At 64.0% G+C, this 26,505-nt stretch carries 40 protein-coding genes; 27 read left to right on the top strand and 13 right to left on the bottom strand.

Features of this window, described 5'->3' with window-relative positions:
- Window positions 1-30: 30 nt before the first annotated feature.
- The 15 genes from ACTG4J_RS04780 (at window position 31) to ACTG4J_RS04710 (ending at window position 12,811) form a co-directional block, all read left to right on the top strand.
- Window positions 31-642: a hypothetical protein gene (locus tag ACTG4J_RS04780; RefSeq protein ID WP_439137547.1), complete on the top strand. Its 612-nt coding sequence runs from the start codon at window positions 31-33 to the stop codon at window positions 640-642.
- On the top strand, window positions 629-1,063 hold the full coding sequence (locus tag ACTG4J_RS04775; protein ID WP_439137546.1) for a DUF6950 family protein: 435 nt from the start codon (window positions 629-631) through the stop codon (window positions 1,061-1,063). Before ACTG4J_RS04780 ends, ACTG4J_RS04775 begins: the two co-directional genes overlap by 14 nt.
- On the top strand, window positions 1,060-6,369 hold the full coding sequence (locus ACTG4J_RS04770) for a hypothetical protein (protein WP_439137544.1): 5,310 nt from the start codon (window positions 1,060-1,062) through the stop codon (window positions 6,367-6,369). The genes ACTG4J_RS04775 and ACTG4J_RS04770 overlap by 4 nt, the downstream gene beginning before the upstream one ends.
- Window positions 6,366-6,812, top strand: a complete 447-nt coding sequence (locus ACTG4J_RS04765) for a hypothetical protein (RefSeq protein ID WP_439137543.1) — start codon at window positions 6,366-6,368, stop codon at window positions 6,810-6,812. Before ACTG4J_RS04770 ends, ACTG4J_RS04765 begins: the two co-directional genes overlap by 4 nt.
- The gene (locus ACTG4J_RS04760) at window positions 6,812-7,243 is read left to right on the top strand and encodes a hypothetical protein (protein ID WP_439137542.1); all 432 of its coding nucleotides are present in this window, start codon (window positions 6,812-6,814) and stop codon (window positions 7,241-7,243) included. The genes ACTG4J_RS04765 and ACTG4J_RS04760 overlap by 1 nt, the downstream gene beginning before the upstream one ends.
- 80 nt (window positions 7,244-7,323) lie before the next feature.
- Window positions 7,324-7,683: a tail fiber assembly protein gene (locus ACTG4J_RS04755; protein WP_439137541.1), complete on the top strand. Its 360-nt coding sequence runs from the start codon at window positions 7,324-7,326 to the stop codon at window positions 7,681-7,683.
- A gap of 74 nt (window positions 7,684-7,757) precedes the next feature.
- On the top strand, window positions 7,758-7,982 hold the full coding sequence (locus ACTG4J_RS04750; RefSeq protein ID WP_439137539.1) for a hypothetical protein: 225 nt from the start codon (window positions 7,758-7,760) through the stop codon (window positions 7,980-7,982).
- Window positions 7,983-8,024: 42 nt separating this feature from the next.
- Window positions 8,025-8,708: an NlpC/P60 family protein gene (locus ACTG4J_RS04745; protein ID WP_439137537.1), complete on the top strand. Its 684-nt coding sequence runs from the start codon at window positions 8,025-8,027 to the stop codon at window positions 8,706-8,708.
- Window position 8,709: 1 nt separating this feature from the next.
- Entirely contained in the window at window positions 8,710-8,913 is a 204-nt protein-coding gene (locus ACTG4J_RS04740) for a hypothetical protein (protein ID WP_439137535.1), read from the top strand.
- A 71-nt stretch (window positions 8,914-8,984) separates the two neighbouring features.
- Window positions 8,985-9,278, top strand: a complete 294-nt coding sequence (locus ACTG4J_RS04735; RefSeq protein ID WP_439137570.1) for a hypothetical protein — start codon at window positions 8,985-8,987, stop codon at window positions 9,276-9,278.
- Window positions 9,278-9,619, top strand: coding sequence for a hypothetical protein (locus ACTG4J_RS04730; protein ID WP_439137534.1), 342 nt, complete (start codon window positions 9,278-9,280; stop codon window positions 9,617-9,619). Before ACTG4J_RS04735 ends, ACTG4J_RS04730 begins: the two co-directional genes overlap by 1 nt.
- Window positions 9,522-9,794, top strand: a complete 273-nt coding sequence (gene lysC, locus ACTG4J_RS04725) for an Rz1-like lysis system protein LysC (protein WP_439137532.1) — start codon at window positions 9,522-9,524, stop codon at window positions 9,792-9,794. The genes ACTG4J_RS04730 and lysC overlap by 98 nt, the downstream gene beginning before the upstream one ends.
- A gap of 164 nt (window positions 9,795-9,958) precedes the next feature.
- A complete protein-coding gene (locus tag ACTG4J_RS04720) occupies window positions 9,959-11,437 on the top strand; it encodes a hypothetical protein (RefSeq protein WP_439137531.1) in 1,479 nt (492 codons plus the stop codon).
- Between the two features lie 4 nt (window positions 11,438-11,441).
- Window positions 11,442-11,771: a hypothetical protein gene (locus ACTG4J_RS04715; protein ID WP_439137530.1), complete on the top strand. Its 330-nt coding sequence runs from the start codon at window positions 11,442-11,444 to the stop codon at window positions 11,769-11,771.
- Window positions 11,768-12,811, top strand: coding sequence for a hypothetical protein (locus tag ACTG4J_RS04710; RefSeq protein ID WP_439137528.1), 1,044 nt, complete (start codon window positions 11,768-11,770; stop codon window positions 12,809-12,811). Before ACTG4J_RS04715 ends, ACTG4J_RS04710 begins: the two co-directional genes overlap by 4 nt.
- 117 nt (window positions 12,812-12,928) lie before the next feature.
- Here the strand turns inward: ACTG4J_RS04710 and ACTG4J_RS04705 are convergent, their stop codons facing one another.
- The 13 genes from ACTG4J_RS04705 to ACTG4J_RS04645 all read right to left on the bottom strand — a co-directional run bounded on the left by ACTG4J_RS04705 (window position 12,929) and on the right by ACTG4J_RS04645 (window position 18,871).
- Complete coding sequence (locus tag ACTG4J_RS04705) at window positions 12,929-13,207, bottom strand: helix-turn-helix domain-containing protein (RefSeq protein WP_439137527.1); 279 nt, start codon at window positions 13,205-13,207, stop codon at window positions 12,929-12,931.
- Window positions 13,176-13,448 carry a BrnT family toxin gene (locus ACTG4J_RS04700; protein ID WP_439137525.1) on the bottom strand — a complete coding sequence of 91 codons (273 nt, stop codon included), beginning with the start codon at window positions 13,446-13,448 and terminating at the stop codon, window positions 13,176-13,178. Before ACTG4J_RS04700 ends, ACTG4J_RS04705 begins: the two co-directional genes overlap by 32 nt.
- Before the next feature lie 387 nt (window positions 13,449-13,835).
- Window positions 13,836-14,843, bottom strand: coding sequence for a tyrosine-type recombinase/integrase (locus ACTG4J_RS04695; RefSeq protein ID WP_439137523.1), 1,008 nt, complete (start codon window positions 14,841-14,843; stop codon window positions 13,836-13,838).
- A gap of 161 nt (window positions 14,844-15,004) precedes the next feature.
- The gene (locus ACTG4J_RS04690; RefSeq protein ID WP_439137522.1) at window positions 15,005-15,232 is read right to left on the bottom strand and encodes a hypothetical protein; all 228 of its coding nucleotides are present in this window, start codon (window positions 15,230-15,232) and stop codon (window positions 15,005-15,007) included.
- Window positions 15,229-15,759: a hypothetical protein gene (locus ACTG4J_RS04685; protein ID WP_439137521.1), complete on the bottom strand. Its 531-nt coding sequence runs from the start codon at window positions 15,757-15,759 to the stop codon at window positions 15,229-15,231. Before ACTG4J_RS04685 ends, ACTG4J_RS04690 begins: the two co-directional genes overlap by 4 nt.
- Window positions 15,759-16,025 (bottom strand): hypothetical protein, encoded by a 267-nt coding sequence (locus tag ACTG4J_RS04680; protein WP_439137519.1) that lies wholly within the window; start codon window positions 16,023-16,025, stop codon window positions 15,759-15,761. The genes ACTG4J_RS04685 and ACTG4J_RS04680 overlap by 1 nt, the downstream gene beginning before the upstream one ends.
- 39 nt (window positions 16,026-16,064) lie before the next feature.
- Window positions 16,065-16,745 (bottom strand): hypothetical protein, encoded by a 681-nt coding sequence (locus ACTG4J_RS04675; RefSeq protein WP_439137517.1) that lies wholly within the window; start codon window positions 16,743-16,745, stop codon window positions 16,065-16,067.
- Between the two features lie 234 nt (window positions 16,746-16,979).
- Window positions 16,980-17,288: a hypothetical protein gene (locus ACTG4J_RS04670; protein ID WP_439137516.1), complete on the bottom strand. Its 309-nt coding sequence runs from the start codon at window positions 17,286-17,288 to the stop codon at window positions 16,980-16,982.
- A complete protein-coding gene (locus tag ACTG4J_RS04665) occupies window positions 17,285-17,518 on the bottom strand; it encodes a hypothetical protein (RefSeq protein ID WP_439137515.1) in 234 nt (77 codons plus the stop codon). Before ACTG4J_RS04665 ends, ACTG4J_RS04670 begins: the two co-directional genes overlap by 4 nt.
- Window positions 17,515-17,802: a hypothetical protein gene (locus ACTG4J_RS04660; RefSeq protein ID WP_439137514.1), complete on the bottom strand. Its 288-nt coding sequence runs from the start codon at window positions 17,800-17,802 to the stop codon at window positions 17,515-17,517. Before ACTG4J_RS04660 ends, ACTG4J_RS04665 begins: the two co-directional genes overlap by 4 nt.
- Window positions 17,802-18,086, bottom strand: a complete 285-nt coding sequence (locus ACTG4J_RS04655) for a hypothetical protein (protein ID WP_439137512.1) — start codon at window positions 18,084-18,086, stop codon at window positions 17,802-17,804. Before ACTG4J_RS04655 ends, ACTG4J_RS04660 begins: the two co-directional genes overlap by 1 nt.
- Window positions 18,083-18,385: a hypothetical protein gene (locus ACTG4J_RS04650; RefSeq protein WP_439137510.1), complete on the bottom strand. Its 303-nt coding sequence runs from the start codon at window positions 18,383-18,385 to the stop codon at window positions 18,083-18,085. Before ACTG4J_RS04650 ends, ACTG4J_RS04655 begins: the two co-directional genes overlap by 4 nt.
- 51 nt (window positions 18,386-18,436) lie before the next feature.
- Window positions 18,437-18,871: a hypothetical protein gene (locus ACTG4J_RS04645; RefSeq protein WP_439137509.1), complete on the bottom strand. Its 435-nt coding sequence runs from the start codon at window positions 18,869-18,871 to the stop codon at window positions 18,437-18,439.
- 85 nt (window positions 18,872-18,956) lie between these two features.
- On the opposite strand from ACTG4J_RS04645, the gene ACTG4J_RS04640 reads away from it, so the two are divergent.
- The 12 genes from ACTG4J_RS04640 to ACTG4J_RS04585 all read left to right on the top strand — a co-directional run.
- Entirely contained in the window at window positions 18,957-19,184 is a 228-nt protein-coding gene (locus ACTG4J_RS04640; RefSeq protein WP_439137508.1) for a helix-turn-helix domain-containing protein, read from the top strand.
- Window positions 19,185-19,447: 263 nt separating this feature from the next.
- Window positions 19,448-19,708 carry a hypothetical protein gene (locus ACTG4J_RS04635; RefSeq protein ID WP_439137506.1) on the top strand — a complete coding sequence of 87 codons (261 nt, stop codon included), beginning with the start codon at window positions 19,448-19,450 and terminating at the stop codon, window positions 19,706-19,708.
- 244 nt (window positions 19,709-19,952) lie between these two features.
- Window positions 19,953-20,183, top strand: a complete 231-nt coding sequence (locus ACTG4J_RS04630; protein WP_439137504.1) for a hypothetical protein — start codon at window positions 19,953-19,955, stop codon at window positions 20,181-20,183.
- Window positions 20,184-20,188: 5 nt separating this feature from the next.
- Window positions 20,189-20,392 carry a hypothetical protein gene (locus ACTG4J_RS04625; RefSeq protein ID WP_439137502.1) on the top strand — a complete coding sequence of 68 codons (204 nt, stop codon included), beginning with the start codon at window positions 20,189-20,191 and terminating at the stop codon, window positions 20,390-20,392.
- Window positions 20,389-21,456 (top strand): ParB N-terminal domain-containing protein, encoded by a 1,068-nt coding sequence (locus ACTG4J_RS04620; RefSeq protein ID WP_439137500.1) that lies wholly within the window; start codon window positions 20,389-20,391, stop codon window positions 21,454-21,456. The genes ACTG4J_RS04625 and ACTG4J_RS04620 overlap by 4 nt, the downstream gene beginning before the upstream one ends.
- The gene (locus ACTG4J_RS04615) at window positions 21,399-21,827 is read left to right on the top strand and encodes a hypothetical protein (protein WP_439137498.1); all 429 of its coding nucleotides are present in this window, start codon (window positions 21,399-21,401) and stop codon (window positions 21,825-21,827) included. Before ACTG4J_RS04620 ends, ACTG4J_RS04615 begins: the two co-directional genes overlap by 58 nt.
- Entirely contained in the window at window positions 21,824-22,246 is a 423-nt protein-coding gene (locus ACTG4J_RS04610) for a hypothetical protein (RefSeq protein ID WP_439137497.1), read from the top strand. The genes ACTG4J_RS04615 and ACTG4J_RS04610 overlap by 4 nt, the downstream gene beginning before the upstream one ends.
- Complete coding sequence (locus tag ACTG4J_RS04605) at window positions 22,243-22,503, top strand: hypothetical protein (protein ID WP_439137495.1); 261 nt, start codon at window positions 22,243-22,245, stop codon at window positions 22,501-22,503. The genes ACTG4J_RS04610 and ACTG4J_RS04605 overlap by 4 nt, the downstream gene beginning before the upstream one ends.
- Window positions 22,504-22,625: 122 nt before the next feature.
- Window positions 22,626-24,380 (top strand): DNA primase family protein, encoded by a 1,755-nt coding sequence (locus ACTG4J_RS04600; RefSeq protein WP_439137569.1) that lies wholly within the window; start codon window positions 22,626-22,628, stop codon window positions 24,378-24,380.
- Window positions 24,381-24,846: 466 nt separating this feature from the next.
- Window positions 24,847-25,485, top strand: a complete 639-nt coding sequence (locus ACTG4J_RS04595; protein ID WP_439137493.1) for a hypothetical protein — start codon at window positions 24,847-24,849, stop codon at window positions 25,483-25,485.
- 111 nt (window positions 25,486-25,596) lie between these two features.
- Complete coding sequence (locus tag ACTG4J_RS04590) at window positions 25,597-25,950, top strand: HNH endonuclease (protein WP_439137491.1); 354 nt, start codon at window positions 25,597-25,599, stop codon at window positions 25,948-25,950.
- A 75-nt stretch (window positions 25,951-26,025) separates the two neighbouring features.
- On the top strand, window positions 26,026-26,505 hold a 480-nt coding region (locus ACTG4J_RS04585), incomplete at its 3' end, for a hypothetical protein (RefSeq protein WP_439137490.1).

Raw genomic sequence — 26,505 nt, 5'->3', positions numbered from 1 at the left:
CTGGCGCTTCTGGCCGCGCGCGGCGGCCTTGTGGCGCACCGCCTGATCTGGATCAGCGCGCGCAACCGCGCAACGCAAGCGGTCGAAGCAATGGGATTGTGGTCCGGCGAGGACGACATCACGATTTCGATTGATGGGGAGGCGCGCACCTACCAGGGCGCCGGGGCTTTCCTGCAAACCGAGGCCACCACATCCGGCATGGGGCTTGCCGTCCGGATCCACCAGATCGGCCTGTCAGCGGTGGCGCCGGAGGTCGAGGCGCTGGTCAAGCAATTCGAGACCCGCTTTGCTCCCGTGGCGGTGCATCGTGCGCTGTTCAACGCGGAAACCCGCGAGCTGGTCGGGGCGCCGCATCGCGTTTTTCTTGGGATGATCAACTCGATCGACTTTCCGCGCGCGGCCGATGGGGGTGCGCCGGCCGCGGTTCTGGATATCGCGTCTGAGACACGCACGCTGACGCGAACGCTCGGCCTCAAGAAATCAGATGACAGCCAGAAACGCCGCGCTGGTGATCGCTTTCGCCGTTATGGCGACATTTCCGGATCGGTGCCGGTCTACTGGGGCGAGCTGAAGGCTGCAGCCCCTGCGGATCCCGCTCCGGAAGCACCTGTAACATCGCAAGAAACAAATGAACCACGCTGAACACACCACCGCGATCGAGCGGCACCCGGATTGGCAGGCGCGCCTTGGCGCCTATCTCGCTGATGTGGCGGGCAGGCCGTTTCGCGCCGGGCGCCTTGACTGCGCCCTGTTTGCAGCGGGCGCGGTCGAGGCCATGACAGGGCAAGATCACGCTGCGCTCTGGCGCGGCAAATACAAAAGCCTGAAGGCCGGCAACGCGCTGTTGAAGGAACAGGGCTGGGCCGATCATGTCGCTGTCGTCGCCTCGCTGTTCCCGGAAACGCCGCCTGCTTACGCGCAAACCGGCGACATCGCCGTGCTGCCAGCGGATCGACGCGGCGCAGCGCTCGGCATCGTGCAGGGCGCTGGTATCTACGCGCTGTCACCTGCAGGGCTGTCGATTGTGTCCCGGCTGCACGCGCAAAGGGCGTTTTCGGTATGATGCGGGTTATCCTTCTTTCGGCTCTGGCCATCGCCCTCGCAACAGCTGCGGAGGCCGGGCCCTTTGTCCAGGCTTTTGCTGCGTTCAACGCCTGGGTAAGCGGACTGTCAGCAACTGCCCTGTTCGCGGTGCGCATCGGGTTCAGCCTTGCCTTGTCCGCACTGGCAACTGCGTTGCAGAAATCGCCGGAGCAACGGCGCGGAGGCATCAAGACAGAAGCGACCACAACCGGCGGAACCACGGCGCAAAGCTTTATTCTGGGCCGCTACGCAACTGCCGGGCATATGGACGCGCCGCCCTATTCGCACCCGAACAGCGGCGGCGTGCCCAACGAATTCCTGACCTATGTCTTGAGCATTTCCGATCTTCCGGGCGTGACCCTCTCTCGCGCGATCGTTGCCGGGGAATATGTCGAGGGCCTGCAGGCGTCTGCGGGGGATCACGATTATGAAGGCCTGCTCGAAGATGTCCCGGGCGTCGGCCTCGATGTGCCGCATTTCTTCCTGACCTGGCATGACGGCTCGCAGGTTGCCGCCGATGCATACATGATCGCCAACTATGCCGATCACCCCGATCGACCCTGGTCGGCCGACATGATCGGGACCGGCCTGACCTATGCCGTGGTGACATTTCGGTACAATCGGAAGCTGTTTAACCAGCTGCCCGGCGTGCGCTTCGAGGTCGACGGCGTGCCGCTTTACGACCCGCGCGCCGATGGTTCGGTCAGCGGAACTGGCACGCAGCGCTGGAATGACCCTGCGACCTGGGCGCAGACCGACAACCCGGCAGTGATGATCTACAACATCCTGCGCGGCATCGCCTTGCCAGACGGCTCGGTCTGGGGCGGGCGCGCGCAAGCTGACGACCTGCCGCTCGATGTCTGGTTCACGGCAATGAATGCGTGCGACGCACCGGTCACGCTGAAGGCCGGCGGAACCGAGCCGCGCTACAGGGCCGGGCTGGAGGTGTCAGTCGATCAATCACCCGCGTCGGTCATCGAAGAGCTGCTGAAAGCATGCTCTGGCGAGATTGCCGAGATCGGCGGCGTCTACAAGATCCGCGTCGGCGGTCCGGGGCTGCCGGTGTTTTTCTTCACCGATGACGACGTGGTCGCCGATGCCGATCAATCTCTGGTACCCTATCCCGGCCTCGATCAGGTTCACAATGGCATCCACGCCACGCACCCGGCGCCGGACGCCCTGTGGGAAAGCCGCGATGCGCCGCCGCGCTATGACACGGACGCAGTGGCAGAAGACGGGGGGCGCGAGCTGGTCGCCTCGGTCGAACTGAACGCGGTCTATTCCGACACGCAGGTGCAACGATTGATGCGCGCCTGGCTCAAGGACGAACGGCGTTTCCGGCGTCATGGGCTGACCCTGCCGCCGGACGCGGCCGTGATCGAACCTCTTGACTCGATCGCCTGGACCAGTGCGGAAGAAGGCTACACCGCCAAGGTGTTCGAGGTTGCCGAGGCGTCGGACGACCTTGTGACCTGCCTGCAGTCGCTGTCGATCCGCGAGCGTGACGCAACGGATTTCAACTGGACGCCCGCGAGCGACGAAATCGACGTCTATCACCCGCCGACAGCGGTGACCGTTCCAGCGCCGCGCACGGTGACCGGTTTTGCCGTCGAAGCGGGATCGATACGGGATGGCGCAAACGCTGAACGCCGCCCTGCTGTCAAGCTGTCCTGGTCCACCGCCGGTGTGCGCGATCGCGACAGCATTCGCTGGCAGGTGCAAATCCACGGCGTGCAGACTGTTGCAGAGGGCGTCATCGATGACCCTACAAGCGGTTTCCTGTGGGTGACAGAAGGCATTTTGCCAAGCACCACATACCAGGCGCGCGCAAAGATCAGGGCGCGCGAAGGATCCGTCTGGACCGCGTGGGCCAGCGCGACGACCGCGGACGTGCGGCTGGCAGAAAGCGACATCCCGGCCAGCGTCAACCAGGCGGTGGTCGACTTCAACGCGATCTCCGCGGGGTTCGCGGGCACGCTGGTCGACCTGCAGGTGGACGCTGCGGCAGCGCAGCAGGCCGGGCTGGATGCGGCGCAGGCGGCGCTGGACAGCGATGCCGCACGGTTGGCGTCTGAGACGGCGCGCGACGCTGCCCAGAATGCACGCGACAACGCACAGACGTCCGCCACCAATGCGGGCAATAGCGCGACTGCGGCGTCGGGATCGGCATCCTCGGCGCAGACCTCGGCCAATACGGCTGGGGCCAGCGCCAGCGTATCCGAGGGGCAAGCGATTATCGCCTCCACATCGGCGGCTGAGGCGGCCCGCACGGCTGCGCTGGCTGGCCCTTCGATCCTCGCGCTGCCCGCGGCACAATGGACGCGGCAGAGCGTTGACGCCGTATCCGACATCCTGAAGCCCGGTGCTGCCGTTGCGGATTTTGTGACAGGTGATGCGGAGTTCGGGGAGGCGTTCGAGTTCCCGGACGGCAGCAACACGACGATCGGGCAGGCATGGCCTTACGATTGGAACGACACCGCGGTCTATTCCGTGCGGGTGCGCTTCAAGGTAGTGAGCGACGGAAACGTGGCGCCCGATGCGGGCGGCGCGCCAGGTGTCCAGTATCGGGTCGGCGGCACCGTCCAAGTGGGCACGTCGGTCTTGGCTGCGAATGTTCAGGACGGCGGCCAAGTGGCGCGCGTGAGCGATGGGCTCATCGAGCGCGAGGTCTGGTTCTCTCGCCGGACCGCGGCATCGATGCCAGCGCTTCCTTCAGGCGTGGTGTTGGTGACCTTCAGCGCCACCGCTGACGGAGGGAACAGGTTCTACCCCCATCTTCGGCAGAACTACACGGGCGGCACCACGACGAACGGCATCCTGCGGGTTGGCGACATCGAGCTGCGCAACATCACCGCGCTGGTCGACGGCATGCTCGCGGAGGAGGCAGCGTTCGGTTCGGCCACGGCGGCAGCCACAAGCGCCTCGGCCGCTTCGGCCAGCGAAACGGCAGCTGGTGCAAGCGCGAGCGCGGCAGAGACATCAAGGGTCAACGCCGACACGGCGCGCGCGCAGGCGCAGGTGTCAGCGACCAGCGCAGCGACCTCCGCCACCAATGCGGCCGGATCGGCGTCCACGGCTACCACGCAGGCCAACCTCGCAGCCACAGCACGCAACAGCGCTCAGGCTTATGCGGCAGACGCCTCGAACTCCGCCACCGACGCGGCCACTGCCAAAAGCGGGGCCGACAGCGCCAGCGCCACGGCTGTCTCCGCGCGCGATCTCGCCGTCGCTGCAAGCCTCTCGGCGGAAAACCTCGCCATACAGATGCTGCCGTCCGATTTTCAGGAAGATGGACGGTATTTCACTAGCACTGTTGCAGGAGCCCCAGGGTCGGCTCCGGTCGACGCGGCCTGGAGTTTTGTGGACTCAACCAACGAAGGACGTGTTGCTCGGATATCGGTGTCCTCTGGTACAAGGTATCTCTTGACTGCCGGTCTGATCAAACCTGTCGCCGGTCGAACCTACAGGTTGACGGTGCGCGGCGACCTTGGCGGTACGGTGTCGGGCAGCCCCGACATCTCGCTGTTTTTCCGGGAGCTTGACGCCAGTTACGGATATGTCGCCGCGCATGGGTTCACATCGTTCGACGTGACCTTCGCCTTCAACAATTACTCGATCGAGTTCACGCCCTCGACAGACATGGCCTATCTGCGGGCGGGCTTTTACACTCGCAGCGAGATGACCGGCACGGGGTTCTTCCAGTGCTCTTCTCTGCTGGTCGAGGACGTGACCGAGAGCAAAGCGGCCCTGGCAAGTGCGACATCCGCGAGCGCGTCGGCGAGCAGCGCCGCCAGCGCGCGGGATACTGCGGTCAGCTCCGCTTCTACCGCGACCACGCAAGCGAACCTGGCAGCTACCGCGAAGAACGACGCCGTCACAGCCCGGTCCGGCGCCCAGATCGCGGAAACGAACGCGGTGAACGCGAAGGTCGCCGCTGAGACGGCGAAGAATGGTGCTGAAACGGCTCGGTCCGGCGCCGAGTTCGCGCGCAATGTCGCCGCGTCCATTTCGGGCGGTGGCGACGTCGAGAACCCGCTGTTCATCGAGCCCAGTTCGAACCCGACGGCAACCCCGTCCGGGTTCTACATGTTGGGCGGGAGCGGCTCCACCATCGCGCGGGTCGCGACGGGCAACAAGTACGGCAACGGCCCCTGCATCGAATACACGACCGGCTCGACGCTCTCGGCATCGCTGCCCTACATCATCATCAACCACACCTCACTCGGCGGGCTTGCCGCCTCTGACGTGGAGGCGGTCGAGATCGATTTCGAGTTTGAAATGATCTCGGGCACATGGGGCTCGGCGCATATCGTGGTCAACTGGTGGGGGTCGACCTACTCGACCCGGAAAGTTTACCTCAAGGACGCCATCACCTCGCGCAACGGCAAGGTGCAGCGCGTCACCGCGGTCCTTGAGCGACCGGCGGACTACGTGGCTGGAACCACCGATGATTTGCGCGTCATCTTCTACGGCAATGTCGATGGCGACGCGAATGGTGAGACGAACCACAACGCGCGCATCCATCGGTTCGACTATCAGGTACTGAGCACATACGCCGCATCCCTGTTGAACCAGCGCGCTGTGGCCGATCTTGAGGGCAACGCGCTGGCCTCTTTCGTGATGCGCGCCAAGGCGGGCGCCGCGCTTGGCTCGGTGGAGATCATCGCCGCGACGAGCGCGGCCAATGGCGGTGCCTCGGCCTCGAAGGTGACCCTGACCGCTGACGAGATCGAGCTGGCTGGCGATGCGACGATTTTTTCGGGCAATGAGATCAAGTCGAGCAATTTTGCAGCAGGCGTATCCGGCTGGCGGATCAGGAATGGCGGTGATGCCGAGTTCAACAACATCATTGATCGCTCCGACATCGTGGACGGTGCCGTGTCTGTCGGCGCCTATGACGCGGATACGACAGGCAGGATCGTCGGGACGGACAGCAATCTGCAGATGGCCGTCGTCACGCTCGGACCGGTAGACTACGACCAATACTGGAAGATCGGCCTTGTCGGCGAGCATCGCGGCGACGGGGCGGGTGTGCGATCGTCCCTGTTCCAGTGGCGCCGTCGCACAAAGACAGGAACCACATGGTCGGCGTGGTCGGTCATCGGCCAGAGCGCTGCAAACGGAACCGATGTGTGGCAGCAAAAGTTCTTCTTTCACGACTTCATCGGCAAGTTCGATGACGTCCAGTTCGAAATCTACGCGGTCCTCAATGCGCCTGCGGCGCAGTGGAGCCAGAACAACATTCGCCGCACCCACCTCATTGCGCGGAGCAACCCTGCCAGATGAGTACCTTCGTTACACTGGATGCCAATGACCATGTCCGGCGCGTGCAGGTGCTGCGTTCCGGCGCATCACCGCAACCGGGCGCTCTCTTGGTGGTTCTTCTGCCCTCGAAAGCCGTGTTCGCGCCCGGCGCGGACGAGGTGGGACTGCATCTGAGCAATGCCAATCGCGAGATCGGCACCATGATGCGCGTGGGTGGCATCTTGCAGCCGCGTCCGGTCACGCCAGAGCCAACCTGGGACGGAAGCGAGATCACCATCCCGCCGGTCCCCGAGGGAACCGTGATCGAGCTGTTCGATCTCGCGGGAGGCGAGCGCATGGCGGTGCTGAGTGCCGATGCGGAGGGCTGGACGGAAACCGTCTCGCTCCCGGATGCGGGCACATACGAGATAGAGCTGCAGGCGCCGGGCGACTTCCTCCCGGCAAGTTTGAGGATCATGATCTGATGGCGATCACCCTGACCCGGAGCGCGACCAGTCGGGAAGCGGAACTGGCCGCGATCAAGGCGCGTGCCAGCGCCCATGTGAACGGGATCATCGGGCAACGGCGGCTTGAGTTCATCACGGACAGGCCGGGACAGGAGATGATCTACCGCGAGAAGGCAGGCGAGGCCGCGCGCTACATGGCCGAGCGTCCTGCCGATCTCGAGGAATACCCTTTCCTCGTCGCCGAGATCGGCATCACCGCCCCGGATGCCGAGGCTCTGGCACGACTCTGGCTGGCAAGGGCGAGGTCCTGGAAAGTGATCGGCGGGCAGTTGGAGGCGATCCGGCAGGGCGCGCTGATCGCGATTGCCGCGGCGACTGTACCGGCCGGGGTCGATGTCGCGCTCTCGGAGTTCGACACCGTCTGTGCCGCCTGGGCGCCGCCGGTTTGACGCATGTCGGGCGTCGGCCGTTCGCACAGGGCAGCGAGGGCAATCCGAGGCAGAACCGTTCACCGGAAGGAAATCACGACATGGATGACAATGGCTTCATCGAGACGATCATGTCGCTGCCCGAGGAGGCCGTGGAGGCAAACCTGCAACCTGGGCAGGCCTGCTTTGAGGTCAAGGAGGACGTGGTCATTGACCCTGACACGCAGAAGGTCGGCCCGGACGACACGCTCGTCCAATATGAGAAGCCGTATGACTTCGAGCAGGGCTTTGCCAAAATCAGGGTTGAGCGCAACACGCGCCTGGCGGCCTGCGACTGGACCCAAGTCCAAGACGCTCCGGTGGACGCGCAGGTGTGGGCCACGTACCGCCAAGCTCTCCGTGATCTACCGGACGGGCTGACTGACCCGAGAGACGTCGTGTGGCCGGAGCCGCCAGTCTGACGATACAGCCGCTGCTTCGGATGCGCAGACCGGGGTCGTGGATCAATATAACGAATTGGAACTGAGGGCGACCGATGGAAATTCTCGACGCTATAATGAAATGGATCGTTGCTCCGGTGGCCGGGTATGTATGGTTTCTGCACGGCAAGACCCAAATGCATGGAATCGAGATTGCTGTGCTGAAAGCAACCGCCGCGGCCCAGAAAGAGGCACACGATCGCGAGTTCAAGGAACTGCGCGACACGATGAAATCGGTCGTGGCCAAGCTCGACAGCATCGAGCAGGCGCTTAGAAAGTAACCCGCAGGCTGGCAGCACCGCGCCAGTCCGGAGATCCACGACATGAGCATCGACTACCGCTGGGTGCAGTCCCGGCTGCGCGCGCTTGGGTTCGACCCGGGGCCAATCGACGGAGTGCGCGGGCCACGCACGGACGCGGCCGTCAGGGCGTTCAAGCGTTCGGTTGGCCTGCGCGACCGCGCCTTTGTCGGCCCGATCACGCTTGCGGCGTTAAAACCGGCTGAGCGCACGGCCGCCGACAGGCATATACCCTGGATGGCTGAGGCCAGCGCGATCCGGGGCCTGCACGAGGCGCGCGACACTTCGCGCCTGCGGGCCTGGTTCGACCGTTCGGTCGCGTGGATCGACCCGCGCGAGATCCCGTGGTGCGGCGCTTTCGTGGCGACCTGCCTGCGCAAGTGGCAGCCGGACATCCATCTGCCGGAGAACCCGCTCGGCGCGCGCAACTGGGCGGGCTTCGGCAAGAACTGCGCCCCGGTGTTCGGGTCGGTCATGGTGTTCTGGCGCGGATCGCCGGGCGGCTGGCAGGGGCATGTCGGGTTCAACCACGCCGAGGACGCCACGCATTTTCACATTCTGGGCGGCAACCAGTCGGACGCCGTCACCGTCACCCGGATCGCCAAGTCGCGATTCATCACCGCCCGCTGGCCTGCCGGTTTTGCCGTGATCGGCCAGCGTATCGAGGTCACGCCGGGGGGCATCCCGGTTTCAGAAAACGAGGCATGACATGCTGAAAGGTTACCGCACGCTGATTTTCAACGGGCTTTCGATGATCGTCCTGATCGCGGGGGTTCTGGTCGAATATGTCGGGCAGATCGGGCTGACGCCGGAACAGGCGACTTTCGCGCTGATCGGTCTGACGCTGGTCAACCAGCTTGGCAATTTCTGGCTGCGCCTGATCACCGACACGCCGGTGGGTCGCGGGCCGTAAAGGCGGGCCTCCCGCGCGCCCGCGAGCGTCGAACCGCGCGGCAACCCGAAAAGGGGCAGATCGTGAAATCAATGATTGCACTGGCGGCGCTTGCCGCCCTGTTCGCTGCGCCGGTCCTGGCGCAGCAGCACCGCAACTGCGCGCCGCGCGCCGTGGTGATCGAGCGGCTGGCCGATGGCTACGGCGAGTCGCGTCAGGCCATCGGGCTGGGCGGGGAGGGCGCGGTTGTCGAGCTGTTCGCCTCTCGCGACACCGGGACGTGGACGATCACGGTGACGAATGTTCACGGGCTGACCTGCCTTGTCGCATCCGGCCAGGCGTTCGAGGCGCTGGCCGAGTCGCCGCCGCCGGGCGATGAGTCCTGATGCGGCTTTACCTTGTCGGGGCGGCCTGTGCCGGGGTGCTGGCGCTGATTGCCGCGCTCTGGCTGTCGCTGGCCCGGAACGACCGCCTGCGCGACGAGGTTGCCGCCTCGCGCGCCAATGTCGCCGCGCTGCAGCTTGACCGCGAACTGGCGCGCGACGCGGCGGCGGTGGCCGATGCCCGCGCCGCGCGGGTCGAGGCCAAGGCGCGCGAATACGATCAATTGCGAGAGGGGATCTTGCGCGATGGCGAAGACGCTGACCTGCCTGATTGGCTGCTTGATGTTCTTGTCGGCCTGCGGGCCGGGGCAAACGCAGCTGATCAGCCCGCCAATTCCGAATGAGTTGCTGGCGCCGGTTCCGGCACCTGCGCGCGACGCCCGGACGTTGCGTGACCTCGGCCTACTGGTGGTCGATTACGACGAGGCGCTGAGCGCCGCGAATTCCAGGATCGAGGCGATTGCCGAGATCGTGACCCGCTTCAAGGCGCGCATCGCCGCGGCGATCTCGCCGCGCTGACAATTTAACACTGGCGCTCAGCCTAACGGCCCGAACGGCAAAATCGAAACAAGCGCCCGGATAGCCGGGCCGCAGTGAGAACACGGAGACAATAAATGCCAGTTTGTAACATTACCGGCACTCTACGCGACCCCAATGGCAGCATATTGGCAAGCACCGCCGTGATGTTCCGCCGCGAAAGCTCCACTGTTAAAGCCCAAGATAGCGCAGTAATACTCCCCCTCGAGGCCTCGGCGACATCCGACCAGCAAGGCCTGATCGCAGTTGCGCTTTATCCTGGCCGCTACGTTGCCTCGGCTGACGCAGGAGATCGAACAGTCAAATTTGTAGTTGGTGTTCCCGACTCGGCGAATGCCGATCTTGCTGAACTGATCGATCAGTATCCACCAGTTACCGCCAGCGTGCTTGCGCAGGCACAGGCGGCACAGTCTGGGGCTGCGGCGGCTCAAACGGCCGCAGAAACCGCCGCAACCTCTGCAGAAGGCTTCAGCCAAGCCGCCGCATTAAGCGCTGACGCATCACAGGCATCGGCGAGCGCGTCAGCCTTGGCAGAATCTGGCGCAGAAACCAAAGCGTCGCAGGCGTCGGCGTCTGCGGCCTCCGCAGCAACATCGAGCCAAGAGGCAGCGGGATCGGCGGCATCGGCAGAATTGAGCGCCAGTGCTGCTGCCGCAAGCCGGGCCGCGGCCGCCGCTTCGGAAGCAGGAGTAGCGGCGTCAGCCACCGCGGCGGCCAACAGCGAATCCGCAGCAGGGTCCTCCGCAACCGCCGCCGCAGACAGCGCCACAGCAGCTGCAGGCTCAGCCGTCGCGGCGAATACCTACAAAGAGGCGGCAAGCGCGAGCGCATCGCAGGCTTCCGTGAGCGCGTCAAGCGCCGCATCAAGTGCGGCCGCCGCGGAGACATCACGCCAAAGCGCCAACGCCAATGAAGCGGCGGCAGGAGCAAGCGCAATGTCGGCAGCGACCAGCGCAAGCTCTGCAGCGGTCAGCGCCTCAGCGGCATCTCAGAGCGAGGCTTCCGGCGCAGCATCAGCGGCCGCTGCGCTTGCCAGCGAACAGGCCGCCAGCGCCAGCGCCATCGCCGCCGAAGGCTTTGCCGACGCAACGGCCGCTGATGCAACCACCACCGCCGCGCATCGCGATCAAACAGCAGCCGATCGGGTTGCCACCGGGCAAGATGCCCAGGCTGCCTCTACGAGCGCCACGGCGGCGGCAGCCAGCGCCAGCGCGGCCGCGACTGCCCAGGCGGGCGCAGCGACCGCGGAAGCCGCCGCGCTTTCCAGCGCGGCGGACGCAGAAGCGTCGGTCGAAGGTTTGGTTGGCGGGATTGGCACACTTTCGGCCATTTTGGGCCAGGTGAACGAGGAGGTGGAGCGACTTAGCACTGCCCAAGAGGGCGACGTTTACACCCTGCTCACTACATTGGAAACTCTGTCTATCCTCGGCCAGCTGGCGGACCAGGTGAACGGGGGTCAAATTGCACTTAAGGGCGGGACTCTGGCCGATCCGGCACTCCATATCGGAACCGTCGGCGTCTATTCGTCCGCCGCAAACACACTTTCCATCGCAATCGCCGGGTCGGAAGTCGCGCGCATCACCGCATCCGGCCTGACAGTCTACGGAACCGTCACGGAGGCATGACGACATGAGTTACAAACTGGACCACAAGCCTATTGCAGGCGAATCCTATATTCGCTGCTCGCAGGTAATCATCGACAATCGGCTCGGAGCTGCGCCTAGTGTTACCTTTCATCGCGAAAGCGTGATTGGCATCGATGGGGGGGCAGTCGTCCGCCAACCTATGTCGCCACGCGAAATTGCGTTTGATCCGTCGTTTTCGGTACCTGTTCTCGACCCTGAAACCGGCGAGGCAACCGGCCAGACCATCACGCAGGGCGAACTTTATGCGCTGATCTACAGCGTGTTCATTGCCGCTGAAACTGCACCATCTGAACACGAGGAGCCCGCCGCATGAGCACCGCAATACAAGCCGACCTGCAGCGCCAGATCGAAACTATGTCAAACGGTCAGATGACCGTTCGATTTACCACCAAAGGGCAGCCGAGTTATTTCTACCGGCTGCGCAAATTCAACGTCGAAACCCTTGACGCCAGCCTTGGAACAGGCGTTCACCCAGCCTTTGTTGTGAGCGGCGTGGAAAAGGACGAAATCCTGATCGGCGTCCACCAAGCTGCTGAGGTCGACGGCGAAATGGTCAGTCAGGCGGGCCATGTCCCGCGTGTCAGCATCAACCACGATCAGGCCGTCACGCTGGCGCGCAACACCGGGGCAGGCTTTTGCGTTGCCACCAATGCAATGTATGCCGCGCTCGCCTTGCAGCGCCGTGCCGCATCGCGCTTTCCGCGTGGAAACAATAGCTACGGTCGCGCGTACAATGCGATAGACGAATGGGGTGTCAACGATAACGGCGACCCCACATCGGGCGGCCAAGCTGCGGGCAACACCGTGATCCGCGCGGGCTCCGGTCCAGTCGCGTGGAATCATCCGCCGAACGCCTTCGGCGTGCAGAACATAAACGGCAACGTCTGGGAGTGGTCGCCCGGAATGCGGATTGTCGACGGCGAAATTCAAATCATCGCTGACAATGATGCCGTGCTGTCGGCAACGGACTTGAGCGTCAACGGGCCGTGGCTGGCAATCCTCGCCGCCGACGGCACGCTGGTCGCGCCAGGCACGGCTGGCACGGTGCGCTATGCAACATCCGGAAGCACCACCGGCACGTTAGTCTGCTCATCAGGCAACGCATTTAGCGCAATGATTGCGCACGGCGTGTCGGAGGCTGCGCTGCAGCGCCTGAAGACGCTCGGCCTGATGCAGCCTGGAGCGCCGATTGAACAAGACGGATTCTTTATCAATCTCTCTGGTGAGCGCCTGCCGTCCCGTGGTGGCTTCTGGTTCGCTGGCTCGCGGGCGGGGGTCTTTGCCCTCAACCTGGTCGTTGCCCAGTCGGGCACGGGCACGAGCATCGGCTTTCGCCCCGCTTTCGTTATCTGACATCTCTGCGCCTGTGGCGCGATGTTAGACGGTTGTTAGATGGACGTTAGACGCCCCGCCTTGGCCATGTGCCGGGCGGGGCGTTTTTGTCGTTTCCGGGCTATGATTTGACCGGGGCTAAGCGACTGCCTTCGCCACCTCGTCAGGGTGTCGACCTATGACCTTGACGTATGCAACCGCGAAATCTGGGGGCGTGGAGCGGACCTGCTCCCAGTCGCGCAACGTGCCAACAGGCACGCAAAACCGGCTCGCAAACTCCGCCTGAGACAAGCCAAGGCCCATCCGGGTCCTGCGGATCAGGCGCGCCCGCTGCGCACGATCCATTGCTTCCAGCGTGACGTCAAAGTCTTCCTGATCGGTCGGATCAGCCGGAAGAATTGTATGCTCTTTCTTCACCGTTGTTGCTCCTTCTCACAGAAATGAAACGGGGCTCGTCGCCCCGCCAAACGAACACACCAGTAAACAGCTTCTCTCCAACCATCCCGACGACTTTGAAGCGCTCCTCGCCGTCGATTTCGCGAATGGACGGAATGATGAGGTGGTTCTCGTCTTCAAAAATCCGAAAGCCAAATGCCAGAGACAGCTTGTGCTTTTGCTGATTAGCGGCGTCTTTGACTGGGTCAAACCTGTTTTCCATGTGCTCGATTGTACGGGAATCCCGGATAGGCGTAAAGTGAAAAATACGGAAATTCCGCACAGATAAAAGTGAGCAGCAGCCTGTGCGCTCGTATCGGTAGCCGACGATCCGGCCGACCACGGGCCCGGCGAGGCGGCTGGATCGAAAAGGGCTGTCTTGGCGTCAGCTTCATTTACGAAGTGCACAGTGGTTCAATGAACCCAATTGAACCAGCACAGATCGCGAACACCGCCATATCGACCATCATAAAAAGCGCGCCTTTCACCAGATTACAATGGATTGCGTCGGGCGCGCTTTCTTCACATCGAAGATGCCGGGGGTTCGAGTCCCTCATCACCCACCAGCGTTTTCAGGCACTTGGCCATTTTTTGCGAAGTGACCGGCGGTTCACCGAACCTTTCTGGGCTTCGTGAAGTCCAGCACATCCGCCGCATCCTGCATGTGGGACGGGGCGAACCTGCTATATACCTTTTCAGTAATAGCTGAATTTGAGTGCCCAAGATACTGCGAAATCTTGGATAGCGGAATGCCCGCCTCGGCCATGTGGACCGCCGCTGTGTGGCGCAGTGTGTGCAGTGTGACACCTTCCAGTCCAGCTCGGCGACATGCGGCGCTGAACCCGTTCCTGATCGAGCGGACCCTTTCCCCGCCATACTCCACCACATAATCGCTCAGGGCGGCGTCACGGGCCGTTTGCAGGGCGGCGCGGGTCATGCCGTTCATGGGCACGATGGCGCGCCCCTTGCGCGTCGTGGCGTCGTCCAGGCGCAGGTTGATCTGCCCCCGCTCAAGATCCACGCGCGACCATTCCAGATCGAGGATCGCGCCGACCCGCGCCGCGGTGCCCAGCAGCAGGACAACCGCCAGCCGGATGTGCGGCGCGGCGCAAGCGTCGATCAGCTTCGGTATCTCGTTGCGGTCCAGAAACCGCTCTTTCGGGATCGGTTTGGACGGGCGCCAGATGTGCGGGGCGCGGTCGATCAACCGGCACTTTTCGGCGTATCGCATCGCAGATCGGAGATAGCCGAGTTCAGTATGCACCGTGCCCGGCGATCTGCCCGCGCGCTCTCTTGCCGCCCCATAGTCGGCGCAATGGTCGCGGGTGACCTGATCGGGCCGCAAGTGCCCGAAATGGCCGCATAGCGCCGGCATGAGATAGCCCAGAGTCTTGCCAGATGGCTTGCCGTCCAGGCTGTCGCGGTAGACGCGCAACAGCCCGTCGATGGTGGTGTCGCCCGGATCGAAAGTGTGGTGACGATAGACATCTATCGCCTCGCGCTCTGCGTCTTTTCGCGAGCGTGCCGCAAGCTGATGGCGTCGTCGCTTGCCGGTGGTGTCGTCCTTCCAGCTGACGCAGAATCCGCCGCGCAGCCTGCCGATGGTGAGGTCTGGCATGTCTCTATCTCCCTGACTACATGCGCCGCGATGCGGTAGAGCCGCCCGACCCGAAAGCAGGGCAGATCGCCACTGGCGCACCGATTCCTGATCGTGGCGGCGGAGCACCCCCACCGCAAGGCCAGAGATTCCGGCGTGAACGGGCGATCGGTTGTCATGTCTCAGTCCTCCATGCGCGGCGTGCAGACGGGGCAGGTACCGAAGACGGGGCAGGCACCGAACAGATCCGGCTCGGCGTAGTCGTCGGCAATGGCCTGCATCAGCGCGATCTGTTTGTCCGCTTCCTTCTGCGTCATCTTCCCGTTCTCGATCCAGCGCGGGTAAACCCTGCGGCGAAATTTCAGTTCTCGCTCGGCGGCGGCGCGTTTTTCGGCTGCGGTGAAGGTCATCCCTCACCGCCTTTCAGTTCTGCGAGGGTCGACAAGCATTCCCCGTTAATATCCATCGGGACATTCCTCCCATTGAAAGCGGCTGTGTATCTGTCACCTGCAAAGTATGCGCCATACCAAGCAGTAATCGCGGCAACGCTCTCCGCAGAACAGAAAACAGAAACATTTTTTGGTTTTGCTTCTGCGTTCATAAACACGAGTGTACCGACGCTTGCCAGCTTGGCCTCTGCCGCCTTGGCGCGCTGGTAGTTGGCCTGAGACACCTCGGCCCATTCGCAACATGCTTTGTCCAGCCGCTTGTTCTCGGCGGTCAGGGCTTCGATGCGGGCTTGGTGATACTTGACGCTTGACTGATAAATGTCGGCGTCGATGTAGTGATGGAACTCCGCCTCACGCTCGGTATCGCCTTCATGTCGGGCGATGGTAGCATGTTCCGACAGGACGGCGGTGACAACGCCTTGATCATGTTCTTCGCGCTCGCGCATCCAGATTTCGCGCGGCCATTCGATTTCCGTTTCATCATCCATCACACTCTCCTTTTCCAAACCACGAACGCGGCCAGCGCGGCCAGCATCATCAACCCCGTCTCGGGCAGGGGCACCGGCACCGGATCGGGCGGCGGTATCCGGTAGGGCACGCAACTGTGATCGGCGCAGTTAAACGCGGCCAGGCATAGCGCCTCGCGGCCAATGCAGATCGGCACCGGGGCGCATATGTCCAACACCTCGACAAGGCACGGGGCCTCGAAGTCGGGCGACGGGAACAGGGTCAGGTCGGGGGCGTTACCGGCCATGGTCTGCGTCCATCGGGCCAATGTTGCGGCGATGCACGGTCAAAACTTGCGCTCCGCTTCCATCCGGCGCAGCGCGGCCTCCATCGTCTCACCTGGCCGCAAATCATAGCTGCAGCCGATGCAGCCGCCTTTCCATGATCCGGAGCGTTCGCCGACTTCACCGTCGAACTCGATGTCGATGCTTTCCTTGATCCAGCGCGGCCAACCGAGGCGCTTGAACGCGCGCCAAGTCAGGACGTGCCTGCGCTTCGTAACTATGGCCGTGCGGTGCTGAATTTTGCCCGACATCAAGTGGTAGGTGTAGGGGTGGCACTCCGACAAAGCCTTGGTCTGGCGGTCTTCCCAGCCCAATTCGCGCCACGATCCGTCCGCCAGTTGTGTTTCATAGGCCAGCGTGTGCAGATCCCACGGCCAGTCAAAACTCTTGCGGCGCAGGCCCCAATGGAACGTCAGGCCGAAATCGCTCGACGCGTAGGCGGACCATTGCGGACCATCCATCGGCGGCCATGGGTGGGTGATGATGCCAAGGGGCAGAACAACCGTCAGCCGCCAAAATTTCAAGAACAGCAGGCGCTCGCCCAAGTCATCATCCTTGTCGTGGATGTGAACACCGCCGCCGAAATCCCAGCCGCGCCGATTGATGCTGATCTCGACGCACTGGCCGTTTTTTAGCCAGCCGCGCCACAAGCCTTTTTCTTTCGCCATGTGTTGAAAAATCATCTTTTGTTCCTTTTTTTGCCTCGCACCAGCGCCGCGCTGAATATGATCGGTTTGTCAGCCATCACTTGTCCTTTCTCGGAAACCATCCGCAGCGGCCATCGCCGGGAGCAAGCCGAAACCAGCCGTGGATCGCGGGATCAGGATCGGTCACGTCCACTTGTCCGCAGTGGCGGCAAACGCGCCCGCGTGGCGTATTGGTCCAATCCTGCGGGCGGTAGATGCGGTGGAGGAAAGTCATCCCGTCACCCCCCAAACCAGCGCGACAGCCGCGCAGATCAGCGCGGCCAGCACGAACCATGCCGCGCCGTGGATGCCCTCGACGGCCTCGCAAAACTCGTCCTGCAGTGGCTCCAGATCGTGCAGGCGGTCGCGCTTTCCTGCGTCCTTCGCGATCTGGTCGCGGGTGTGCGGGGCTGTGTCGGCGCTGGCGGGTTGGCGGGGCTTGTTCCGCGCCCAATGGATGTTGTATGCCTGAATTTCTTCCGGCGTCCATTTGTGGTGCGGCTTGCGCTCTGCGTGCCGCACTATCTGTTCAGGCGTCATGCCCCGCCCTCCGCCATGTCCCGCGCGTCTTTCAGGGCGCTTTCCTTCATTTCGCACCAGTCGGGCGTGGCGGGCAGCTCGGGTATCTTGCGGCCCGGGCGGACAAAGGTGCAGGTGCCGCCGATCCGAAATTTGCAATCGAAGCGCCCGGAATAGCACTTGGCTGTGAATTCGTCGGTCCCTTCGGGTTGAACCACGACAGGCCCGAATGTTTTCTGGTACTTTCTCATCCCGCTGCCCCCTGCCTGGCGGCGCGCGCCGGGGTGCGGCGGGGGATGTCGAGCGACATGGCGGTGCGGTCGCGGTTCTCGAACCGGGGCGGGGGCGAGGTGACGGGCCGGTCGCGCCATGCCTCGAACAGCAGCGCGCCGGTCATCGGCTCGACGGTCATGCGCGGGTGTCGGCACCCGGACAGCGCGGCGCGCATGCCTTGCAGGATGAACCAGCCGCGCGCGGCCTTGTCGCAGTGGGTGTGTTTCGGATTGTGGGTTTCGCAGACAAAGTCAGGTTCCATCACGCTGCCGCCTCCTCCGATGTGGTCAGGGTGCGGCGCACCGCCTTGATCCAGCCCGCGATGGCCTCTGGCATGTCGTCGCCGGAATGGTAGATCCCGAGACAGTCGATTTCGGCGAATGTCGCGTCGCCCGGGGCCGGGGAATGCGGGATGAAACTGCCACCGGTTTCGACGCAGGCCTCGAACATCAGATCCAGCCGCCCGGCCTCGTCCAGCCGGTCCAGCCGCTGGATCAGGTCGCTGCGCGCCCAGGCCATGCGGGCCGCGACGCCCTGCGCGATCATGTCCGCGCCCCCGGGCAGATCAGCGGGGCGGGGGCGGTGCGGCCGATCCGGGCGGCGTGGGCGCGGATGCGGGTGGCGAGCGGGGTGACGTTGCCGACCGGGATGACCAGATGGGCGGGCGCGCCGACGCGGGATTCGCGGAAATTGCGCCCCTGCAGCGCCAGTTCCACCGCCCAGGCGGCGCGAAAGCGATCCGGCTCATGGGCGTGGTCGGCAGGGTTGGCGATGATCTCTCGGGTGGTGGGGTGGTGTGACTGCATGGGTGCCTCCATCGGGGTGATGGAAGCAAGGTTGTGCATAATGCAAAAATGCAGTCAAGAAAAATTATGCAAAAATGCTAGACGCCGTGCTTAAGCATCCATAAGTGATTCTATAGCGTCTAGCTTCCTGCGCAGATCTTCCAGTCCGGATCTGTCGAGCGTCGCTTCAAGCCTAAGCGTTCGGCCGTCGAACTCGAGCGTGATGTGGTTTAGTGGGCTTTCGTGCTTCCGCGAGCCCAATGTTCCGCCGTGCACGTTTCCCTTATTGCGCCTTGGTACGGGCGGGCTAACATAAAACTGTTTTTTTCCAACGCCTTGCTCGGGTACGAACGGCGCTGGATCTATACCTGTCTTTTCAAAAATTTTTGTTATGGTGCGCCGTGATAGGCTTCCGGCGTAACACGGATCAGCAAGCGGCCTGCTGATCGTTGTCGATGAAAGGCCAACCTCCTTAGCAAGGCGGTTGGCGCTCCAGTTTTTTTCCTGAAGCACATGTAGCACGTAGTCGATTGCCCAATCTTTCATGCGCCTAACATGCCAAAAGATAGCACAATTGCATATCTGCACTTTTGCTCTTGCAATGAGTTATGCTTTTTTGCACATAATGCAGATGTCCTGCAAAGAGCGGAGTGGCGGCATGGAAGCAGATGTCATTGAGATGGAAACGGTTTTGGTCGCCCGGGGCATCCGAATCAGTGCGTTTTGCGAAAGCGCTGGCATTGCCAGAACAACTTGGGATCGCTGGAAGAACGGCAAGACACTGCCAAACATGCGCACTTGGATGGCAGTGCGCGACGCTTACCGCGCAGCGCTTAAAACAAAAGGCGCAGCAGCATGACGGGCCGGTCTGCACTTGCGACCGCTGAGCTTGTTGCATTCGATACGCAGCCCTGTCGCAGTTTGTCATCGAATCCTGCAGCGCGGCCCGATCGAGGACGGGCGACTGTTTTGCGGCCCACGCCGAGGGTTTGGGGGGCTGCGCGGGCCGGAGAAAAAGCCGCCCCGGCCCGCGCGGTTGACACTGGTAACAGCAGGGCGGCCTTGCACGGCCGTCATCCCCACAACGGTAACGAGTTTGAATGTACACAGGGGAATGGTGTCATGTCGTCTGAATTTTTGTCCGTGCCTTCGAGGGTGCTCGATCCGCACCTTTGTCACCGGGAGTTTCCGGCGCGCTGGCGGGCTTACCTGATCGCGCATTTCGGAACCAATCCGTCGATGGTGGCCGATGTGTTCGGGGTAACGGAACGCGCCGCGCGCAAGTGGCTGTCGGGCGAGACGGGGTGCAAGGGGTCGGCGGTGGCGATTGCCGCGCAGATCCACCCGGACACCGCGCCGCAAATGCTCTGGGCGGCGGAATGAGGATGGATATTCGGACAACCCGGCCCGTGCACGAAACCCGCGCGGAGAAGAATCCGGGTCACTGGGGGCGGCGGGTCTGCTTGGCTGCCGCCCCATTTTCGGACAATCGCGCGGGACTCACGGGCCGCGACCGGCGGGGGCGCGGCGCGCGATTGGCCCCCGCATTCCTCCCTGTCAACTCGGGCGGGTGCCTGTCGGCATCCGCCCGTTTCTAGACGGCGGGATCAGATCGAAAGGAAAGGCGATGGCAAGAGGCAACCCGACCCGCGCGGATGACGAGCGGCTGTTGCGGATCATCGACGCGCGGATCAAGGGCCATATTTCGGGGCCGGAAATCCGCAAGCGATACGGCATCACCAATTCGGCGCTGTCGGGGATCATGAACCGGTATCGCGCGTCCGAGGCGGAATGCCCCTGCGCCTGCGTCAAGCCGGAAAACCGCGCGGGCGGCATGCCGGACCGGTGGTGGGAGTAGGCGCGATGCAGGCCTTTCGCCTCGATCACATCGGCATCCGGCTCGACCCGGTCACCGGCTCTTTCGGGCTGTACCCGCTGGATGCGGGCGGCAACCCGGCCCCGCCACGCGCGCTGTTCACCGGCTTCGTGCATCCCGGCATGGCCGACGAGCTGCGCCGCCTGGCGGATGCGTTCGATGCGGTGACAAAACAGGAGAAAATTGCATGACCCTGCGCAAGATCGAGACTGCGAACATGACCGCCCCCGCCGCCCTGTCCGACCCCGGCCCGGCCCCCCGGGTCGAGATGGTTCCGCTCGACCGGCTGGTGATCGACGAGACGTATCAGCGGCCCCTGACGCAGCGGGGCGTCAAGGTGGTGCAGAACATCGCGGCGCGGTTCCAGTGGTCGCGGTTTCAGCCGGTCATGGCCGCGCCGCTTGAAGACGGGCGGTTCGCGATCATCGACGGGCAGCACCGCGCCCATGCCGCGCGGCTGATCGGGATCGACGCGGTGCCCTGCGCCATCGTGGCGATACCCCGCTGGGATCAGGCGGGCGCGTTTTCGGAGATCAACACCAACCGGACAAATGTCAGCCCGCATCAGGTGTTCAAGGCTGCGCTGGCGGCGGGCGAGGGCTGGGCGATGGATGCCGACCGCGCGGTCAGCAAGGCGGGGTGCCGGTTGATGACCTATGTCGTCAGCGCGGCAATGCGAAAGCCCCGTCAGATTTACGCGGTGGTCATGATCCGAAATTTTGCCCCGATCCGGCGCGGCGCGCTGATCACATCGGCGCTGTCGGCGATCACCGGGTCGGCCCATGCCGATGACCTGCGGTTCTACCGCGAGGATTTTCTGCGCTGCTGGTTCCATCTGCTGCGCGACAAGCCCGAGCTGCTTTATCGCGATCTGGCGGCCTGCGTATCCGCGCTGAACCTCGATGATCTGGCGGAGCGGGCCGAGGCGCTGCGCGCGACCCCGGAATGGGCACGGCGACCGGCCCGCGCGCGGCTGGATTGCGTGCTGCGCGTCGCGATGCTGTCGGGCGCGCCCGCGACGCTGAAACCCAAGGCCCCGCCGCTGGTCGCGCCAGCGCAGATCAAGGCGCGGGTTGCCGCACTGCCCGCGCCCCCATGCGCCGCTTCGCCGCCGCATCCAGACTGGCCTGTCGAACGCGACGCGGCGCTGATCGAAACGGGCGGCAAATATGACAAGATCAGCGAACTGGCCGAAAAATGGCAGATGCCGATTTCGAAGGTGCAGGCGCGCTGGCACAAGGTCAGGGCAGCGTGATGGCGGGCGGGGCATCGAACAGGGCGGACAAAAGTCCGACCGAGCGGCAGCGCGTTCCCTTCGTGACAGAACGGCACCGCATGGCCCATTCCGCGCTGGTGGCGGCGGCGGTGCATCTGTCGACGCAGGCCGCGTGGCATGCGAATCTGCAGACCTGGCGCAACGTGCTGGCCGACCTGCTGGAGGATTGCACGAACTGCCCCGACGATCTGATCGGCCTGCGCGAAATGGCCCGCGCCCTGGTCGAGGCATCGGGTACGCGCGGCCAGTTCCGCGCGCTGTCCGATCTGCGCGCGGCGGTCAGCGGCTATTACGGGTTCAGCGCCGGTGACCGGGTGGATGCCTGGCGCCGGGCGGGCGGGTCGCGATGACCGCCGCTCTTGACGATACGGACCCGCGCTCGATCGGGGAACTGGCGGCCGCGTTTCGCACGGCGCATCTGGTCCGGCTGATCGCGGGGCATCTGGGTGCCGTGACCCCGGCGGACGCGCCAGAGGTGATCGACCTGCTGTGCGGCTGGCTGGAGGGAAACGGCGCGGGCCAGCCCGACCCCGATTTTGTGTTCGGCCAGTTGCGCCGCGATGCCGCGTTCTGGGCCGATATCGCCACCCCGGCAGAACTTGAGGCCTATGTCGCCGCTGGCCTTGCCCGGATCGAGCGGCGCAATTTTGCCGCCGCCGCGCAAAAGCGGCTGTTCGTGGCGTTCTGGGAATGCATGAGCGATGCCGACCGGCGCGCGTTTCTGGCCCGGGTCGACCCGACCGGAAAATTCAGGGGGGCCGCCGCATGAGCGATATCTGTCTGCCGCCACCTTCGCCCCGCGATGCCGAGGTGCAAGCCGTTGTCCTGCGTCTGATCGAGGCTTTTGCCTTCAACGAGGCACATGCCGTCTTGACCCGCCGCCTGGCTGAAATCGCGCAGGATCGGCGCACACATCTTGAAGACCTGTTTGTGGCCTGGTGCGCGCTCGACGCCGGTGAGCGGCCCGATTTCCTGACCTACGCGCACCATCGCCGTGCGCCCGTTCTGGGTGGCGCCGCATCGTGACACCGGGCGAGGGTGATATCCCCGATGCCTTCGCGCATCTGACCCCTGTCGCCGGAGGCGACGGATTGGGTGGCGTCGCCGGAGGCGACGGATTGGGTGGCGTTGCCTCGGGCGACGGGCCGATGCCGCCTGACGATGGCGCGCCGCCGCCCGCCGACGATGGCACGCCCCCGCCCGAGGCGACAGGGGCCGGTTTTCCGCTGAACGACACCGGCAACGGACAGCGGTTCGCGCTCTATTTCGGGGCCGATGCGCTGCCGGTGCCGCGCGTCGGATGGTTTGTCTGGGACGGCAAGCGGTGGAAGAAGGACGCGGATGAAATCCGGGTGCGCGGCAAGGCGCAGAAGGTGCAGCACAACATCATCGCCGAGATTCCCCACCTGGTGCTGGAAGACTGGCAAGTCGCCGAAATCGCCAAGGAACGGGCCTTGCGGCTGGATCAGGCGCAGCTGCACACCATCGCCGCCGAAGAACGCACGCCCGAACAGGAAATCGCGCTTGAGGAAGTGACGCAGCGCCTGACGTGGATCAGGAAGCTGAAGGACCGCAAGTCCTCGATGAAATCCGATCACCGGACATTCGCCAAATCCTCCGGCAACAAGGCCAAGATCGACGCGATGCTGACAGAGGCGACGGTGGAGCTGGCGCGCGAGGTCGATGACCTCGATGCCGATCCGCTGACCGTCAACACCGAAACCGGCATCCTGCGCTTTTCCGTCTCTGGCGGCGGCGATGCCGGGTATTCGCGCACCGCCGACATGGCGCTGGAACCGCATGCGCGCGAGGTCAACATCGCCGGGCGCAACGCCGCGCAGCTGATCACCAAGATGATGCCGGTGGCATATGACCCCGACGCGCGCGCGCCGACCTTCGAGGCGTTTCTGGAACGGATTCAGCCGGACCGCGACATGCGCGCCTTCCTGCAGCGCTGGTTCGGGTTGTCGATGACCGGGCTGACCGGGGAACAAAAGTTCGCCTTCCTTTACGGCGCGGGGGCGAACGGCAAATCCGTGCTGGTCGACGTGATGGCGCGGCTGTTCGGCGATTATGCCACCACCGCCAAGATCGAAAGCCTGACGGGCCGCAACCGGCGCGGCGGCGGCGATGCCACCCCCGATCTGGTGCCGCTGATCGGCGCCCGCCTGGTGCGCGCGAGCGAACCGAGCGAGGGCGAGCGCCTGCAAGAGGGGCTGATCAAGGAACTGACGGGGGGCGAGCCGATCCTGGTGCGCTCGCTGCATGCCGATTTCGTCGAGGTGCACCCGATCTTCAAGCTGACGATTTCCGGCAACCACAAGCCCGACATTCGCGGCACCGACGACGGCATCTGGCGCCGCGTGCTGCTGGTGCCGTTCGAGGTGCAGATCCCGAAAGGGGAACGCGACGAGCGGATGATCGACAAGCTGATGGGCGAAGGCCCCGGCATCCTGAACTGGCTGATCGAGGGCCTGCTGGATTACCTCGAACGGGGCTTGCAGGAACCGCAGGCGGTGCTGGATGCGACGCTGGAATACCGCGCCGAAAGCGACCCGATCGGGACATACCTGGCCGAGTGCTGTCTTGTCTCTGGCGATTCCAGCCATTTCATGACCGCGCGCGATCTGATCGACGGGTTCAACCTCTGGCTCGACCAGAAGGGGGAACCGATGTGGGGCGGGCGCATGGCCTCCAAGCGGCTCAAGTCGAATGCCGGGCGCTATCGCGACCCGGGCACCGGCAAGTGCTATACCGAAGGCAAGCGCCGGGTGAACGGATATTACGGCATCCAGTTCCAGGACATGTTCCAGCGCGAATTCGACGAGGCGCCCCGGAATGCCCAGGGCCACCCGGTTGCCGCCACCGCGCGCGCCGGACGACCCGGCGAGGGGCCGATATGACCCGGCGGGGTGTGGCCCGCGCGCAGATCGCGCCCCGCACCCCGCACCCCTGCATCCAGCTTTCGAGGATTTTTGCGCCCTCGCGGCCCAAAGGGCGCGCGCCGCGCCGTAATTCCCTTTCACCGGGGTTCGGGGGTTTGCTTTGTTTTCAACATGTTGCGGCTGGTTTTCGGCCCAAACGGTCCAAACGGCCCTATTTGCGGGGTTACGCATGCGCGCGCGAAGTCAGGGGGTCAGGGGACATTTCGTTGCCTCATGCGTTACTTCGCATTTTGGACCGTTTGGGCCGTTTGGGCCGCGCACCCCCTTTTCCGCCCCTGTTTTCAATGGCTTGGCGTTTCCGGTGTTTTGCGATTTAGGGCGCGTCTTTTTACACTTAGGGCCGTACAAGCCGTTCTCTTTCCCGACAGATTCAACATCTAGACTTGAGAAAACAAAAAACACCAAATCTTGAAAGGTGAGGCCAATGAGCACGGCATGGAAAAAGGAAATCGACGCGGCGCTGGCGAAAGCGGCCTTGCCGAATGGGGCCAGCGACCGGATCGCCCCGGCCCCGGCGCGCGGCGATGTCGATGCGTTTCGCGACCGCGTGACCTATCTGACGGACAACGGGCCGCGCGACCGGGTCGAACAATCGCCCTACGGCGCGGCGGTGCGCCTGCGCTCCGCGCTCGACGGGATCGAGGCGCGGGGGCGGGCGGCAAGCGAAGGGCCGATCTTTACCGACCGGCATCATCTGGCGGCGGCGGAGTATGAAACGCTCTGGCTCAAGGTCAACGGCGGGCGGGTCAAATGCTCTGACCTGCAGGGCGCGGGCGGGGGTGGCGGCGCGACCGGGATCACCGACCAGATCATTCACGACATCCAGCGGTTGCGCGGCATGGATGCGCGGATCGGCCATTGCCCGGTGTTGCTGGCGCGCGGGGCGCGCGCGCAGGCGGGGCGGCGCAGCCTGTTCACCGATCAGCTGATGTTCGATGTGCTGATCCGGCACGCCCCGCTCAGCGCCGTTCTGAGCGCGCGCCAATGGTCGGTCCAGTCGCGCCACCTGAAAACGCTCAAACAGGCGCTGATGGCGCTTCTGGACGCAATCTATGGGCGCTGACGCAAGATGTAGTTGACAGGGGTGACAGTCGCGGCTATCAGTTCTGACATACTCCAGAATAGCGCCCGGCGGGATCATCCCTTCGGGCGCTTTGCGTTGGGGAATCATCCCATGGCCAGATTGTCAAAGCTGACATCCACGCTCGCTCCGGTCAGCCGCGGCGTTGCGTATCTCGAACAAACCCGTGAGCAAGTCCGCGCGGCCAACGCGCCGTGGCGCACCTGGTACAAGACGACGCGCTGGCAGAAGTTGCGCATGTTTGTGCTGGTCGGCGCCGGGTTCACTTGCGCGAGGTGTCACAGGGTCGAAGGTGACACGTCGCAGCTGGTCGCAGACCATATGGTCCCGCACCGCGGTGACGAAGGACTGTTCTGGGAACCCTGCAACCTGCAGTGCCTGTGCAAGAGATGTCACGACAGCGACAAGCAGCGCGAAGAGAGGGCGGGTCGCGCAAAGGTAACATAGGGGGGGGGTGTGAAACTTTAAAGTGTGGCTCTGGCCAGACCCGCATCCCCCACATCCGCAGAATTTTTTTGGGCCATGACAAAATTTCAGGACGATCGAGAAACAGATCTCTTCGGGCACCCCGTCAGGGCCAACCACGGGCGCCGTGGGCGTCCGGAACTGCAGGTGACGGCAGAAGACCGCGACGCTGTCGAGGCGGCCCTGGTGCGCGGCTGGTCAAACGACAGAATAGCGCGAACAGTCAATATCTCGCCTGCGTCGCTGAAGCGGCATTTTAGAGCCGCGCTGGAAAAGCGTGACGAGGCGCGCGACAAGCTTGAGCTCGCAGCTTTTGCGAGGCTGACGCGCGAGGCTTTGAGCGGCAACATGTCCGCGATGAAGCAGCTGCGCGAGCAACTCGCCCGTGACGCGATGACACGTCGCGAGGCAGAGATGGAGCGCAAGCAGTCCGAGGCCGAAGATCGCGGCGTCGGATTGGGCAAAAAGGAACTGGCCGAGATGCAGGCGCGCGAAGCGGCCTCGAGCGGAACCTGGTCATCGCTCCTGAAAGGCTTC

It is taken from the genome of Roseicyclus sp., assembly GCF_965662675.1.
GTDB lineage: Bacteria > Pseudomonadota > Alphaproteobacteria > Rhodobacterales > Rhodobacteraceae > Roseicyclus.
Note: the sequence above shows the minus strand (reverse complement) of the source record. Positions and strands in the feature narration are given on the sequence as shown.